The sequence below is a fragment of the Mycobacterium terramassiliense genome, assembly GCF_900157385.1.
Lineage (GTDB): Bacteria > Actinomycetota > Actinomycetes > Mycobacteriales > Mycobacteriaceae > Mycobacterium > Mycobacterium terramassiliense.
The window spans coordinates 129,952-143,812 of record NZ_LT717698.1; the positions used below are offsets into that span (position 1 = coordinate 129,952).

A 13,861-nucleotide genomic window follows, 5' to 3' on the forward strand; every position below is an offset into this window, starting at 1 on the left:
CATTCCTCCTCCCGGTCATCGCTGGGTGGCGCCCGCGTCGACGGGCAGGGTCATCGCGGTGATGTAGCGCGCTTCGTCAGAGGCCAAAAATAGCGCGGCGTTGGCAACGTCCACCGCGTCGATCCACGGCACCGCAAGCATGTTCATGTTGCGGGCGGCCTCGGCGAATTCGGCACGTGTGGGCGTCCGGTTCAGGTCGGGACGGAACGCGCCCCTGACCGCGTCGTTCTGGATCATCGGCGTGTCGACGTTGGTGGGGTGAACGCAATTCACGCGGACATTATGCGGCGCAAGATCATTGGCGAGGCTGCGCATCAGGCCGACCACGCCGTGCTTGGCGGCGGTGTAGTGCGCCACGCCGACCAGGCCACGCAATCCCGCGATAGAGTTCGTCAGCACCATCGCACCACCGCCACGCGCGATCAGGTGCGGGGCCGCCGCCCGGCAGGTGTGCCACACCCCGGTGAGGTTCACATCCAGCATGGTGCGCCAGGCGTCTTCGTCGAGCTCGAGCGCCGCCCCGCGCGAGGTGATCCCCGCGGTCGCGCAGACCGCGTCCAGCCCACCGAACCGCTCGACCCCCCTGTCGGTCGCGGCCTGCACGCCGGCGAGGTCACGCACGTCGACGATTTCGGTGTGCGCGCGAGCGCCGGCCTCCGTGACCAAAACCGCCGTCTGGTCGAGGTCGGCGGGGGTACTGGGCGGGATGACTACCGTCTCCACCGGACCGCAGACGTCCAGCGCCACGATGTCCGCGCCCTCCTGCGCGAACCGGACGGCCTGCGCACGCCCGATCCCGCGCGCCGCACCCGTGATCAATGCGACTTTGCCCTGCAGCCGCCCGCTCACGTCGTCTTCCGGGTCAGGCCAGCGTCGATGACGAGCTGGGTCCCGGTGATGTAGCGCGCCTGATCGGAGGCCAGGAACACCACGGCGTTGGCCACGTCGACGGGTTCCACCCACGGCACCGGCAGCAGGTTGCGCGCCTGCAGGACTTCGGCAGCGTCCGCAGCCGTCGGGTTGTCCAGGTCGGGGCGCAGGCGCCGGAATGTCCGCTCGTTGAGCACCGTCGGCGTGGCCACCGGTCCGGGGTGCACGGTGTTGACCCGGATGCTACGCGGCCCGAGCTCGTTGGCCAGGGTGCGCGACAAACCTACCACCGCATGCTTGCTCGCGGTGTAGTGCGCGGTGTTGGGCGTGCCGCGAAGTCCGTTGGTGGAGCTGATGATAACGATGGAGCCGCCCCGCTCCCCCATGTGCGGCGCGCCCGCCCTGACGGTGTGCCAGACGCCGGTGAGATTCACATCGAGCGTCCGTTGCCAGTCCCGCGGGTCGAGTTTCCAGGACGGCGCGCCCGCGATATGGATTCCGGCATTGGCGACGATGACGTCGAGGCGCCCCAGTGCGGCGACGCCGGCATCCACTGCGGCCGTGACGGCCTTCAGGTCGCTCACGTCGGCCAAGCCGGCCGCACAGCGGCGTCCGCGGCTCTCTACTTCCCTTGCGGTGTCGCCTAACTCGTCTACGACCGCCGGTCCGTCGAGCGCGATGACGTCGGCGCCTTCGTCGGCGAACCGCTGACAGTGCACGCGTCCGGTGCCCCGGGCGGCGCCGGTCACCAGCACGGCCTTGCCGACCAATCCCGTCATCGCGGCAGTTTAACCAGGTCGAAGCCCTTGTAGCCGGCCTCGGCGACCTCGGCGCAGATATCGTTGTACGTCGCGAACCCCCCGACGAATAGCATGAATCCTCTTGGCTTTCCTGGCACATTGGCGCCCATGTACCAGGAGTCCGCCTTGGTGAACAGGGTGGCGTCAGCGCGCCGGGCGCATTCGGCAACCCAGCCGTCCGCGGCGTCGCGAGTGGCTTCGATTCCCGCGTAGCCGTGGCCGTCGAGGTACGCGATGGCCGCTGCGATCCAGTTCACTTGCGCCTCGGCGTGCAACACCATGTTGGCCAGCACGGCGGGCGCTCCCGGCCCCGAGATCAAGAATAAATTCGGGAATCCGTCGACTCCCAGGCCCAGGTAGGTGCGCGGTCCGTGCGCCCACTCGTCGCGGAGCCGCAAACCATCGCGGCCGAGGATCTCGATGTTGGCCAACGCTCCCGTCATCGCGTCGAAGCCCGTTGCGAGCACGATCATGTCGAGGTCGTAGTGTGCGTCGGTCGTCTTGATTCCGGTCGTGTCGACCGATTCGATCGGGGTGGCGCGCACGCTGATCAGCGACACGTTGGGCTTGTTGAATGTCTGAAAGTAGTTGCTGTCGGTGCAGATTCGCTTCGTTCCGATGGGGTGGTCGGTGGGGATGAGCAGATCGGCCACCGCCGGATCGTCGATGACCGCCCGAACCTTTGCCTCGTAGAACCTGCGGGCCTCGTCATTGGCCGTCTGATCGGTCAGCTGGTCCGGGAACGTCTTCGAGAACAGCACGCCGCCCAGCTGCCAGCGCTTTTCAAACGCCGCGCGGCGCTCCTCGGGCGTGCACTCCATGGTGGGCTTCGGAGCGGTGATATGCGGCGATCCGCCGCCACTGCGCCACGACAAGCGGCGCCGTTCACGGTAGCGGGCCTTGATGCCGTCGAGTTGGGCGGTCGACAACGGCTCGTTGCCGGCGGGAACGCTGTAGTTGGGGGTGCGCTGGAAGACGTACAGATGTCGGGCTTGTTCGGCGATGATCGGAATCGATTGGATGCCAGACGATCCGGTGCCGATCACCGCCACCCGCTTCCCGGCAAAGTCGACGGGTTCGTGCGGCCACTCGGCGGTGTGGTACACCTCGCCGGCGAACGAATCCAGGCCGTTGAAGTCGGGAGTCAGCGCGGCCGACAGCGGGCCGGTCGCCATCACGCAAAATCGTGCTGACAGCGTCACCCCGCCGTCGGTGGTGACCGTCCAGCGCAGCGTTGTTTCGTCGAGCACCGCGGACACGACGCGGGTGCTCAACGCGATGTCGCGACGCAGGTCGAGTTTGTCGGCCACCCAGTTCAGGTACGCGAGGATCTCTGACTGGGTGGCGTACTTCTCGGTCCAGGTCCACTCTTGCTGCAGTTCGTCGGAGAACGAGTAGCAGTAGTCGACGCTTTCGACGTCGCACCGCGCGCCCGGATAGCGGTTGTAATACCAGGTGCCGCCCAGCGCGGATGCGGCTTCGACGACCCGCACCGACAGGCCCTGGGTCCGAAGCTTGTGCAGGGCGTACAGGCCCGCGAACCCCGCGCCGACCACGACGACGTCCAGGCGCTGTGCATCGACATTGCTCACAAGGCCATACGGTAGGAAACGCCGCCACAGCCGCCCGCTGCCCTTCCCGGTCACCGGACGCTCGGATCGCGTTTTCCCGGCCATCGGGCGCGCCAGCTTGCCGCAACGTTTCGAGGCGAGACCTTCGGCAGACGTCGAATGTTGCACACGCCGGCGTCGACCTGGGCGGTCGGCGATACCGGTTGCGCTGGCCGCGCGAGCAGTCCCTCGCAGATGACATGGCCGAGTGCGACGTCCTGGAGCCGGACGGTGCGCGCGCCGGTGTGATCCTGTCGTGCCAGGCCCGGCCGGCCGGCGCGGAACTGCGCGTCGAATTCTGACGGCTTTTGCGTCCGCTCATCGGGAACGCCTTTGGGTCGGGCAGGAACTGCGGTAGACCATTACTACGCCCCCCCACACGTAAGGACGACGAGATGAGCGAGCGGGTACTCGACCGGGTAATGGCCATGGCCGACCAGTTGCGCGACCAGGCCGCCGAAGCCGAAAGGATCGGCCGGCTCACCGACGACAGCGTCAAGCTGATGAAGGGCGCCGGCCTGATCCGGATGCTGCAGACCAAGCAGTACCAGGGGTTCGAGGTGCACCCCCGCGAGTTCGCCGAAACAACGATGGCCACCGCGGCGCTGGACCCGGCGGCCGGCTGGATCGTTGGCGTGGTCGGCGTGCACCCCTACCAGCTGGCCTACGCGGACCCGAAGGTGGCCGCCGAGATCTGGGCCGACGACGTCGACACCTGGATGGCGTCCCCGTACGCACCGCAGGGGGTGGCCAAGCCCGTCGACGGCGGCTACATCTTCAACGGCCGCTGGCAGTTCAGCTCGGGCACCGACCACTGCGACTGGATCATCCTGGGCGCGATGCTCGGCAACGAGCAGGGCATCCCGCTGATGCCGCCCCAGATGCTGCACATGATCCTGCCGCGTAAGGACTACGAGATCGTCGAGGATTCGTGGAATGTGGTGGGGCTGCGCGGGACAGGCTCCAAGGACGTCATCGTCAAAGACGCGTTCGTCCCGGCCTACCGCACCATGGATGCGACGAAGGTGATGGACGGCACCGCCCAGCGCGAGGCCGGCATGACCGAGCCGCTGTACCTGATGCCGTGGTCGACGATGTTCCCGCTGGGCATCTCGGCGGCCACCATCGGCATCGCGGAGGGGGCGCTCGCCGCGCACCTGGACTACCAGCGTGAGCGCGTCGGCGCGACCGGAACCGCGATCAAGGACGACCCCTACGTCATGCACGCCATCGGCGAGGCCGCCGCCGACATCAACGCCGCACGCCAGGAATTGCTGGCCAACGCCGACCGCATCTACGACATGGTGGCCGCAGGCAAGGAGGTGTCGTTCGCGGACCGCGCCGCCGGTCGCCGCACCCAGGTTCGCGCCGTGTGGCGCGCGGTCGCGGCGGTCGACGAAATATTCGCCCGCTCGGGTGGCAACGCGGCGCGAATGGACAAGCCGCTGCAGCGCTACTGGCGCGATGTGCACGTCGGCCATCTGCATGCCATTCACGTTCCCGGCACCACCTACCACGCGTCGGCGCTCAGTTCGCTGGGCATCGATCCGCCCGAGGGTCCGCTGCGGGCCCTGATTTAGGAGTAGCCATGACCGACCTGAAAAGCCTTGGCTACATCACCATTTCGACCAACGACATCGATCGCTGGCGTCGGTTCGCCTTCGGCGTCCTCGGTTTCGCGGAGGGCAAGGGACCCGACCCGTCGGCGTTGTACCTGCGGATGGACGAGCGCGCGGCCCGGCTCATCGTCGTTCCCGGCGAGACCGACCGGGTGCTCACCATCGGCTGGGAGGTGCGCGACCGCCCGGCCCTGCAACGAGTCAAAGCGACACTCGACGGGGCCGGCGTGCCGTTCAAACAGCTGTCCAACGAGGACGCCGAGACCCGCCGGGTGGAAGAGGTCATCACCTTCGACGACCCGGCCGGCACGACGGTCGAGGTGTTCCACGGCGCGGTGCTCGACCACAGCCCGGTGATCACGCCGTTCGGCGCAAGGTTCGTCACCGGCGACCAGGGCCTGGGTCATGTCGTGGTGCCCGCCATGGATCCCAACGGCCTGTTCGACTTCTATACCGAGGTGTTGGGTTTCCGTTCCCGCGGCGCGTTCCGGGTGCCGTTGCCCAAGGAGTTCGGCCCGATTCGGGTCCGCTTCCTCGGCATCAACGAACGCCACCACAGCATGGCGATCGTCCCCGCCATGCATCAGCGCGATCCGCGGCTGGTCCACATCATGGTGGAGGTCGACACCCTCGATGCGGTGGGCCGGGCGCTGGACCGCGTGAACGCCGAAGGCTTCCAGCTGTCGTCCACCCTGGGGCGCCACACCAACGACAAGATGGTGTCGTTCTATGTCCGAGCGCCCGGTGACTGGGACATCGAGTTCGGCACCGACGGCATGCGCGTCGACGAAACCTATTACACCGCCGAGGAAATCACCGCCGACAGCTACTGGGGCCACCAGTGGACCGGCGAGATGCCTGCCGCGATGAAGCCATGACACCCGAGCGGGACGTCACGCCCATCGCGGCGTCGTCGATCGCGTCATGGGATCAGGAGGCCGACGTCGTCATCGCCGGCTACGGCGTCGCCGGCGCCGCCGCGGCCGTGGAGGCGGCCCGCTCCGGCGCCGACGTGTTGGTCCTGGAGCGCACCGGGTCCTGGGGCGGCGCCGCGGCGATGGCCGGCGGCTTCATCTATCTCGGCGGCGGCACGCCGCTGCAAAAGGCCTGCGGTTTCACCGATTCCGTCGAGAACATGGCGGCCTTCCTCAATGTCGCGATGGGGCCCGGTGCCGACGAGGACCGGATCGCCGACTACTGCGCCGGCAGTGTCGCCCACTTCGAGTGGCTCGTCGGTTGCGGGGTGCCGTTCAAGGCGGAGTTCTTCTCCGAACCGGGCTGGGAACCGATGGGCGACCAGGGCCTGATGTACAGCGGCGGCGAAAACGCGTACCCGTTCAACACGATTGCCGCGCCGGCCCCGCGCGGTCACGTCCCGCAGATGTCGAACAAGAAGCAGGGCGAGGCCAGCGCGGGCTACATGCTGATGAAGCCGCTCGTCGAGACGGCCGCCGCGGCCGGCGCACGGGCGCTCTACGACGTGCGGGTGCAGCGCCTGATCGTCGAATCCGACGGCAGGGTCGTCGGAATTCACGCCCGTCGGTACGGCAACGACATAGCGGTCCGGGCCCGGAGCGGTGTCGTCCTCGCGACCGGCAGCTTCGCCTACAACGATGCGATGGTGGCGCGGTACGCTCCGCGGATCGCCGGGCGCCCGGCCGCGTCCATCGAGCAGCACGACGGCCAGGCCATCCGGATGGCGCAGGCGCTGGGCGCCGACCTGGCCCACATGGACGCCACCGAGGTGGCGATCTTCATCGATCCGCAGCAACTGGTGCGGGGCATCCTGGTCAACGGCCGCGGGCAGCGCTACGTCGCCGAGGACACCTACCCGGGGCGGATCGGGCAGCTCACGCTGTACCAGCAGGACAACGTCGCGTACCTGATCATCGACGACGACGCGCAGCAGGAGGCGATGGCCTCGTGGTCGCCCAAGTTCATGCTCCGGCCGGCGACCTGGGTGGCCGACAACGTGGCCGACCTGGAGCGCGACATGGGCCTGGCGCCCGGGTCGCTGCAGGCCACCGTCGCCTACAACGAGGCCGCCGCCCGCGGCGAGGATCCGCTCCTGCACAAGAAACCCGAGTGGCTCAAGCCGATCGGCTCGCCCCTCGGCGCGATCGATTTGCGCGAGAACACCGGCGGTTTCACCTTGGGCGGCCTGGCCACCACGTTGGATGCGGCGGTGCTGCACGTCAGCGGTGAGCCCATCCCGGGGCTCTTCGCCGCGGGTCGATCGACCGCCGGGCTGGCCGCCTGGGGATACGCCAGCGGCGTCTCGCTCGGCGACGGCAGCTTCTACGGCCGCCGCGCGGGCCGGTCCGCCGCCAAGGGCTGACACTCTTTTCTGTTCTGCGCGCGGGCTTCCGACAACTCCTGAAGGAATGAGCCATGGACAGCGATCGACTGCAAGTTTTGTTGGACGAGCGAGACATCGAGCGAACGCTGAAGCAGTTTGCCCGCGCGATGGACGACCGAGATTGGACCGCAGTGGCCGACATCCTGGCCGAGGACGCCGAGGGCGACTTCGGAACCGGACGTCTGCACGGAAGCGCGGCGATCGTCGAGCTGATCCGTGGGTATCTCGACAATTGCGGTCCGACCCAACACCTGCTGGGCAACGTCGTCGTCGAGGTCGACGGGGACACCGCGATCAGTCGCGCCTACGTCCATGACGTTCACCTGAGATCGGATGCCGACCCCTTGTGCCGGTTCTACACGCTCGGCGACTACACGGACACGTGGCAGCGCCGCCCCGACCGGTCGTGGCGCCTCAAAGAACGGATCAAAACCAACCGGGCGCACGTCGGCGCACTCGACATCTTCCGGGGGGCGTGACATCTGCCACACGGGTGTGGTAGAAACGGATATTCCTATTAGGAATATGCCTGCCAGTTATACTCGCGGAGGACCGATGACTTCAGCCGTTAAGACCGTCGAAACCCCCACGGCCGTCATCGACCGAATCTCGCTGGTCCTCGCCGCGTTCGACGGACCGGGCCGGCTGACGCTGGCGCAAATCGTGCGTCGCACCGGTTTGCCCCGCTCGTCGGCGCATCGCATGCTCGAGCGCCTGGTACAGCTGCGCTGGCTGCGCCGCAGCGGCCGCGACTACGAGCTCGGCATGCGGCTGGTGGAGCTGGGCTCGCTGGCCGTTCACCAGGACCGCCTGGTGCGGGCGGCCGGCCCCCTGCTGGGCCAATTGCACCGCGCCACAGGGCTTTCCGTGCACTTGGCAGTCCTGGACGGGCCGGACGTCGTTTACCTGGACAAGATCGGCGACCAGCGGATCCCGACCCGCGTGGGCTGTCGTCAGCCCGCGCACTGCACCGCCGTCGGTAAGGCGATCCTCGCCTACCGCGACGACGATGCCGAGCTGGATTTGCAGGTGCGCAAGACGAAGTACTCGATCTGCAGTAGTGCGCAGTTGGCCATCGAATTGGCCAAGGTGCGGGCGCACGGTGTGGCGTTCGAACGGGAAGAGTCGCTGCTCGGATTCGGTTGCGTCGCAGCGCCGATCGGAAGTCCCGATGACGCCGCACACGCGGTCGCCGCGGTCTCGGTGTGCGGCCCGATGAATCGCATGATGTTCGATCAGCGACTGACCGCCCCCGTACGCATGACCGCGATGGCCATCTGGCGCAACGTCGAAGACGGCCCGCGGCGAGTCGCGCCGACCCTGCAGCCGCTGCGTCCGCTGCGGCCGGCGACGCGGCCCGCCCTGCAGTACGCGTGACCCTCGATCCGCAGATCGCGCCGCTCATCGGGGAGTTGGACGCCGGCTTCCCGCCCGTCCACACCATGAGCGGGGCGGAGGCCAGGGCCGTGATTCGGTCGCGGTTCGTGCCGGCGTTCCGCCCCGAGGCCGTCGCCGATGTCCGCGACCAGGCCATCGCGGGCCCGGGCGGCGAACTCCCGGTCCGGATCTACCGGCCCCCGGGTAACGGCCTGCCGGTGCTGGTGTACGGGCACGGCGGCGGGTTTGTCTTCTGCGACCTGGACAGTCACGACGGACTGTGCCGCTCTCTCGCTAATCATGTTCCCGCGGTGGTGGTTTCGGTGGCATACCGGCTTGCACCCGAACATCGTTGGCCGGCCGCGGCCGAGGACCTGTATGCGGCCGTCCAGTGGGCGGCGGACAACGCGTCGAGGTTGGGGGGCGACCCGGGACGGATCGCGGTGGGCGGCGACAGCGCCGGCGGCAACCTGGCCGCCGTGACCGCACTGATGGCCCGGGACCGCGGCGGGCCCGCACTGGCTGCACAGTTGCTCCTTTACCCTCTCCTGGCCAGTGATTTCGACACCGCGTCGTACCAACTATTCGGCAGCGGTTACTACAATCCGAAGCCGGCGTTGCAGTGGTACTGGGATCAGTACGTGCCGTCCGAAGCTGACCGAGCGCACCCGTACGCCACACCGCGCAACGCCGACCTGCACGGCCTGCCGCGAGCAGTGATGGTGACCGCCGGGCACGATCCCCTGCGAGACGAGGCGCTGGACTATGCGACCGCGCTCGCGACTGCCGGGGTACCCGTCGCGCGAGCCCATTTCGATGGTGCCGTGCACGGTTTCATGACCATGCCGATGTTGGACATTGCGCAGGAAGCCCGTCGGCGCGCAAGCGCGGAGCTCGGCGCTGCATTGCGGTCGCCGCATGGCTGACGGCGAAGTCTTCGTGATCGACCGCGTGGTCACCAAGCCGGGGTGTGCGCGGCGGTTCGTCGACACCTACCTCGCCGAGTACGCCCCGGGTGCGCGGGATCGCGGGATGACGCTGCGCGACGTCCTGGTGAGCCCGCCAATCTGGTTCGACGAATCCGAAGAGCAGGTCAACACCGTCACCATCACCTGGACACTGCCCAGCGCACAGGCGTGGTGGCAGATGACGTGGCAAGGCCGGACGGATCCGGCGCTCGGCGAGTGGTGGACGCGGGTCGGTGCCCTGATCGTCGACCGGTCCAGGTCGTTCGCGGCGGCAGCCGCAGACGTGGACGGGCTCTGCGATGTATAGCGTGACCCGGCTGATCGATGTGGCCGAGCCGGACCGCGACCGGATGGTTGCCGCACTGCGCGGCGCGGCTTCCGGCGCCGGCGCGCTGGGTTGGGTGGTAGAACCCACGCTGCGGGGTTCGCGCAACGGCGGCGACATCATCGCCCACCTCCGGTTCGCCTCCAAGGGCCAATGGGATCGGGCCGCGGCCTGTTTCGGCGAGGCATTGGACGATCCCGCGATCGGCCGGGTGAACGGTGCTGCCTACTCGGGACTCCCCGTGCACCGAGCCCAGAAGCCCGGAACCGTATACCGGGCGCTGCTGTTAAGCGTGCAGCCCGACACGGATCAGGCCACCGTCGCCCGTTTCGAGGCTGAGCTGCAACTGATGCCGCAGTACGTGCGCACCATCACCGACTGGCAGCTGAGCAGGGTCGAGCAGGCGACCGGCGCGTCGGCGTGGACCCACGTATTCGAACAACTTTTCACCGACCAGGACGGGCTGATGGGGCCGTATCTGATGCATCCGATCCACTGGGCGGTGGTGGACCGCTGGTTCGATCCCGAATGTCCTGACGTCGTTGTGCGCGACCGCGTCTGCCACAGCTTCTGCCGGAGCGACGCGGCAGTTCTGCGGCTGGGCGGCTAACCACACAATGCGCCACTCCATTCGCCTCGAACGGGCATGCGCGGCGCCGCCCGCGCTCGTCTACGACATCCTCATCGACGTCGAGCGGTGGCCGGAATGGCTCTCCGGGGCGCGCAGCGCCGGTTGGGAGAAGTCGGACACTTCCGGCACCCGCGTGGGGGCCATCCGCCGAATCGTCGTCAGCGGCTTGATCATGCGGGAGGAGATCCTCGTTGACGACCGGCCGCACCACCATGCGTACCGCATCGTGTCCGGAATCCCGGTGACCGACCATCGCGCCGATGTTCACATCCGCGAGCAGGCCGGCGGATCGCTCATTGTCTGGCGGGCGAGGTTCCGTTCGCGGATTCCCCTGGCGGGGCCGTTGATGTGGTTGCTGCTCCGCGCAAGCATGCCCCGCATGGCGGCCGATTTGGCCAGAGGAGCGGAGCGCCGAGCTAGCTGATCGGCGATATACGCCGGCGCGCGTGTCGCGTCAGATTCCCGTGGGGCAGATGTTCGGGTTGGCGGTCGCCGGCGGCTGCAACGGCGGCAACACCGTCGTGCCGTCGAGACTGCGCACCGGCAACTGCTGCGAGAAGGGGTAGTGCAGGCTGAACGCAACCAAGCCGGTGCGTGCCGCGGCGGGCAGGTGGCACATCGCCAGCACCGTCTCGGCCAGGTACTCCACCGGCTCGGTCGGAAAAGTGTCCGGGATCAGCTGCGCGGCACCGGGTGTACGGACCGCCGTCGATGGCCCAACGCAATTGACCGCGATATTCGCGTCGAGCAGTTCGGCGGCCACCCCCTGCGTGAACCGGTGCAGCGCGGCCTTCATGGACGCGTAAATCACATCGCCCGAGGTCTTGTTGTATTCCCGGTACGGCCGCACCGGGGCCACGCCGGTGACCGAGCCAATGTTGACGATCCAGCCGGCGCCTTGCTCGCGCATGTGTGGCACGGCAGATTTCGTCAGGACGAACGGCACCCGCAGATAGTGCTCCACGGTGCGGTCGAACGTTTCCAGGCTCATCTGTTCGACCGGCGAGTAGTCGGCGAAACCTGCGTTGTTGACCAGGATGTCGATGCGCCCGGTGCGGTCGAGCACCGCGTCGACCAACCCGTCGCGCTCTTCGGCGTCCTCCAGGTTGGCCGCGACGCCGAACGCCTGCCCCCCGGCGGCCTCGATCAGGCCGACCGTCTCGGCGATAGTGCCCGGTAGCGCGGAGGTAGTTCCGGACCGCGTCGACAACGACGGCGCGTGCGACCGCGCTGTCACCGCCACCGTGGCGCCCTCGGCCGCCAGCCGCTGGGCGATCGCCCGGCCGATTCCCCTGCTACTGCCCGTCACCAAAGCCGTTCTGCCGGAAAGTAATCGGCTCATCGCAGGGTAAAATCCGCTTCAACCGGGGCGCGATGGTCACGCCAGAAGTCGATCAGGCGATACGGAAAGGCGGTCACGATCCGCCCTCCGCCCGAGCGGTAGTAGGTGTGGGCGGAGGGAGTGTGGCACCAAACGGTACCTGCCATGGTCGCGTCGATGTCGGCGACGTAACGCTCGTAGGCGTCCTGTGTCACCTCGATGGTGACCGCTTTGCGCAGCGCCATCAATTGCAGGCATTCCGTCACGTAGTGAACCATCACTTCGACGCCGAAGTTGTGGCCCGCTCCGTGCCCCGGGCTGTAGTTGGGTGCCGAGGAAATGAACATGTTCGGGAAGCCGGGCACCATTCCGCCCCGGTAGGCCCGCGGAATTTCGCCCCACTCCTCGGTGAGCCGCCTACCGCCGCGGCCCCGGATATCAATGGTGGAAAGAAAATCCAGGTAGTAGCCGGTCGCGTAGACGATGACGTCGAGGTCGATCTGCCGGCCGTCGGCCGTCACGATGCCGGCCTCGTTGACCCGGGCCGGCTCGCTGGCCTCAACGTCCACATGCTCGCGCGCCAGCGCCGCGTAATAGCCACCGGGATCGCGGATGATCCGCTTGCCGTAGGGGGCGAAGTCCGGCGTGACCTTTCGGGCGAGCTCGCTGCCGGCGCCGAACACCCGATCGATGTAGCCCAGGCACAGCTGCAGCAGCACGTCGTTGGCCGGTGAGATGGACAGGTGCTTGGCCGCCCAGTCCGGATCGTGCAGAATCACCGGGTAATTGTTGTCCGCCGTTCCCCAATACGATTTGAGCCGAACCCAATTCGCGTAGTACGGCAGCCGGGTGCCCAGCCACCGCTGGTATTGCGGAACCTCGTCCGACGCCCGCCGTCGCGGCGCCACCCAGTGCGGCTGACGTTGGAACACCGTCAGATGCGCGACTTGGTCCACGCACGCGTCGACGATCTGCACCGCGGTGCAGCCGGCGCCGATGACGGCCACCCTTTTGCCCGTCAGATCGAGATCGGGATCCCACCGCGCGGCGTGGATCGAAACTCCCGAGAAGGCCGCGCGGCCAGGCAGATCCGGCCAGCGGGGGCGGTTGAGATAGCCGGCGGCCGGAATCACCACGTTGGCGTAGCTCACGTCGCGGGAGCCGTCGGGGCCCCCCGAATGGATCTGCCACTGCTGCCGCTCTTCGTCCCACCACAGCGCCTCGGCCTCGGTGCCGAACCGGGTGCGCTTGCGCACGTCGTTTTTGTCGGCCACCGACACCAGGTAGGCCTGGTACTCCGCACCCATCGGGTAGTAACTCGACCAATCGCCGTTGATGTCGCGGGACAGGGAGTAGTACGCCGACGGGGTGTCCACGCCGATGCCGGGATACCTGGTGGTGTACCAGGTGCCGCCGACCTCGCCGTTGCGCTCGATGATCTCTTATTCGATGCCCGCGTCCGCGCACGCGAGGGCGGCGGTGATTCCGGCAATGCCGGCCCCGATGATGACAACCTTGAAGCCGGCGGGAAGCTTGGCGGTGCGCGGCAGCACCGGCCGCGACGGGTGGAATCCGCCCTGCTCGAGCAGCAACTCGAGATACTCGGGACCGACGGTTCCCCCGAGGGCGACGGGCGCGATGCGCGCGAACAGGTCGAGGTCGTCGACGGGTAACGCGCCGCTCGGACGGGGTGACCGCAGCGCGGCGACGACCGCCTCGACGAGCGCCGCGGCGGTCTCCGGATCGGTTACGCCGGCTTGCTCCGGTGGGTCCGGCACGTGGGAGATCTTCGGTGCGAACCGGTCGACCACCGCCGCGTCGCCGGTCAGTTGCGCCAGGACGGCAACCAGCACGCCGGGGTCCGCCTGGCGCAGGTTCGCCCGCAGTTCGTCAAGATCCAGATCCGCCCGTCCGGTGCTTTCGGTCGTGACGGACACGCCAGCGCTCATGCCAACGAGTATCGAATCCGTCCGCGCGGATG

Annotated in this window: 13 protein-coding genes and 1 pseudogene; 9 read left to right on the plus strand and 5 right to left on the minus strand. The window is 67.9% G+C overall.

What is annotated here, in order from left to right:
• Window positions 1–15: 15 nt before the first annotated feature.
• The 3 genes from MTAB308_RS02715 to MTAB308_RS02725 are packed head-to-tail and all read right to left on the minus strand — an operon-like array spanning window position 16 to window position 3,346.
• Window positions 16–849: a mycofactocin-coupled SDR family oxidoreductase gene (locus MTAB308_RS02715; protein WP_077097664.1), complete on the minus strand. Its 834-nt coding sequence runs from the start codon at window positions 847–849 to the stop codon at window positions 16–18.
• On the minus strand, window positions 846–1,649 hold the full coding sequence (locus tag MTAB308_RS02720; RefSeq protein WP_077097666.1) for a mycofactocin-coupled SDR family oxidoreductase: 804 nt from the start codon (window positions 1,647–1,649) through the stop codon (window positions 846–848). Before MTAB308_RS02720 ends, MTAB308_RS02715 begins: the two co-directional genes overlap by 4 nt.
• A complete protein-coding gene (locus MTAB308_RS02725; protein ID WP_173842107.1) occupies window positions 1,646–3,346 on the minus strand; it encodes a flavin-containing monooxygenase in 1,701 nt (566 codons plus the stop codon). The genes MTAB308_RS02720 and MTAB308_RS02725 overlap by 4 nt, the downstream gene beginning before the upstream one ends.
• Window positions 3,347–3,675: 329 nt before the next feature.
• Between MTAB308_RS02725 and MTAB308_RS02730 the strand changes: the two genes are divergently transcribed.
• From MTAB308_RS02730 to MTAB308_RS02770, 9 genes are all read left to right on the plus strand, one after another.
• Window positions 3,676–4,860, plus strand: coding sequence for an acyl-CoA dehydrogenase family protein (locus MTAB308_RS02730; RefSeq protein ID WP_077097670.1), 1,185 nt, complete (start codon window positions 3,676–3,678; stop codon window positions 4,858–4,860).
• Between the two features lie 8 nt (window positions 4,861–4,868).
• Window positions 4,869–5,777 carry a biphenyl-2,3-diol 1,2-dioxygenase gene (gene bphC / locus MTAB308_RS02735; protein ID WP_077097672.1) on the plus strand — a complete coding sequence of 303 codons (909 nt, stop codon included), beginning with the start codon at window positions 4,869–4,871 and terminating at the stop codon, window positions 5,775–5,777.
• Entirely contained in the window at window positions 5,774–7,237 is a 1,464-nt protein-coding gene (locus tag MTAB308_RS02740; RefSeq protein WP_077097674.1) for an FAD-dependent oxidoreductase, read from the plus strand. The genes bphC and MTAB308_RS02740 overlap by 4 nt, the downstream gene beginning before the upstream one ends.
• A 53-nt stretch (window positions 7,238–7,290) precedes the next feature.
• Window positions 7,291–7,737 carry a nuclear transport factor 2 family protein gene (locus MTAB308_RS02745; RefSeq protein WP_077097676.1) on the plus strand — a complete coding sequence of 149 codons (447 nt, stop codon included), beginning with the start codon at window positions 7,291–7,293 and terminating at the stop codon, window positions 7,735–7,737.
• A 76-nt stretch (window positions 7,738–7,813) separates the two neighbouring features.
• Complete coding sequence (locus MTAB308_RS02750; RefSeq protein WP_077097678.1) at window positions 7,814–8,635, plus strand: IclR family transcriptional regulator; 822 nt, start codon at window positions 7,814–7,816, stop codon at window positions 8,633–8,635.
• Window positions 8,632–9,561 carry an alpha/beta hydrolase gene (locus tag MTAB308_RS02755; RefSeq protein WP_077097680.1) on the plus strand — a complete coding sequence of 310 codons (930 nt, stop codon included), beginning with the start codon at window positions 8,632–8,634 and terminating at the stop codon, window positions 9,559–9,561. Before MTAB308_RS02750 ends, MTAB308_RS02755 begins: the two co-directional genes overlap by 4 nt.
• Window positions 9,554–9,910: a hypothetical protein gene (locus MTAB308_RS02760; protein ID WP_077097682.1), complete on the plus strand. Its 357-nt coding sequence runs from the start codon at window positions 9,554–9,556 to the stop codon at window positions 9,908–9,910. The genes MTAB308_RS02755 and MTAB308_RS02760 overlap by 8 nt, the downstream gene beginning before the upstream one ends.
• Window positions 9,903–10,538: a Dabb family protein gene (locus tag MTAB308_RS02765; protein ID WP_077097684.1), complete on the plus strand. Its 636-nt coding sequence runs from the start codon at window positions 9,903–9,905 to the stop codon at window positions 10,536–10,538. The genes MTAB308_RS02760 and MTAB308_RS02765 overlap by 8 nt, the downstream gene beginning before the upstream one ends.
• Window positions 10,539–10,545: 7 nt before the next feature.
• Window positions 10,546–10,983 (plus strand): SRPBCC family protein, encoded by a 438-nt coding sequence (locus MTAB308_RS02770; protein ID WP_077097686.1) that lies wholly within the window; start codon window positions 10,546–10,548, stop codon window positions 10,981–10,983.
• 30 nt (window positions 10,984–11,013) lie between these two features.
• Here MTAB308_RS02770 and MTAB308_RS02775 read toward each other — a convergent pair whose 3' ends face one another.
• A complete protein-coding gene (locus MTAB308_RS02775) occupies window positions 11,014–11,901 on the minus strand; it encodes an SDR family NAD(P)-dependent oxidoreductase (protein ID WP_077097688.1) in 888 nt (295 codons plus the stop codon).
• Window positions 11,898–13,829: pseudogene (locus MTAB308_RS02780) on the minus strand (flavin-containing monooxygenase). Before MTAB308_RS02780 ends, MTAB308_RS02775 begins: the two are co-directional and overlap by 4 nt.
• Window positions 13,830–13,861: the final 32 nt, after the last annotated feature.

Excerpts from the sequence above, each read along its gene's own strand:
- MTAB308_RS02720 (WP_077097666.1), bottom strand. The coding sequence starts at position 1,649 with ATGACGGGATTGGTCGGCAAGGCCGTGCTGGTGACCGGCGCCGCCCGG.
- MTAB308_RS02725 (WP_173842107.1), bottom strand. The coding sequence starts at position 3,346 with ATGGCCGGGAAAACGCGATCCGAGCGTCCGGTGACCGGGAAGGGCAGC.
- MTAB308_RS02730 (WP_077097670.1), top strand. The coding sequence starts at position 3,676 with ATGAGCGAGCGGGTACTCGACCGGGTAATGGCCATGGCCGACCAGTTG.
- bphC (WP_077097672.1), top strand. The coding sequence starts at position 4,869 with ATGACCGACCTGAAAAGCCTTGGCTACATCACCATTTCGACCAACGAC.
- MTAB308_RS02740 (WP_077097674.1), top strand. The coding sequence starts at position 5,774 with ATGACACCCGAGCGGGACGTCACGCCCATCGCGGCGTCGTCGATCGCG.
- MTAB308_RS02745 (WP_077097676.1), top strand. The coding sequence starts at position 7,291 with ATGGACAGCGATCGACTGCAAGTTTTGTTGGACGAGCGAGACATCGAG.
- MTAB308_RS02750 (WP_077097678.1), top strand. The coding sequence starts at position 7,814 with ATGACTTCAGCCGTTAAGACCGTCGAAACCCCCACGGCCGTCATCGAC.
- MTAB308_RS02760 (WP_077097682.1), top strand. The coding sequence starts at position 9,554 with ATGGCTGACGGCGAAGTCTTCGTGATCGACCGCGTGGTCACCAAGCCG.
- MTAB308_RS02765 (WP_077097684.1), top strand. The coding sequence starts at position 9,903 with ATGTATAGCGTGACCCGGCTGATCGATGTGGCCGAGCCGGACCGCGAC.
- MTAB308_RS02770 (WP_077097686.1), top strand. The coding sequence starts at position 10,546 with ATGCGCCACTCCATTCGCCTCGAACGGGCATGCGCGGCGCCGCCCGCG.
- MTAB308_RS02775 (WP_077097688.1), bottom strand. The coding sequence starts at position 11,901 with ATGAGCCGATTACTTTCCGGCAGAACGGCTTTGGTGACGGGCAGTAGC.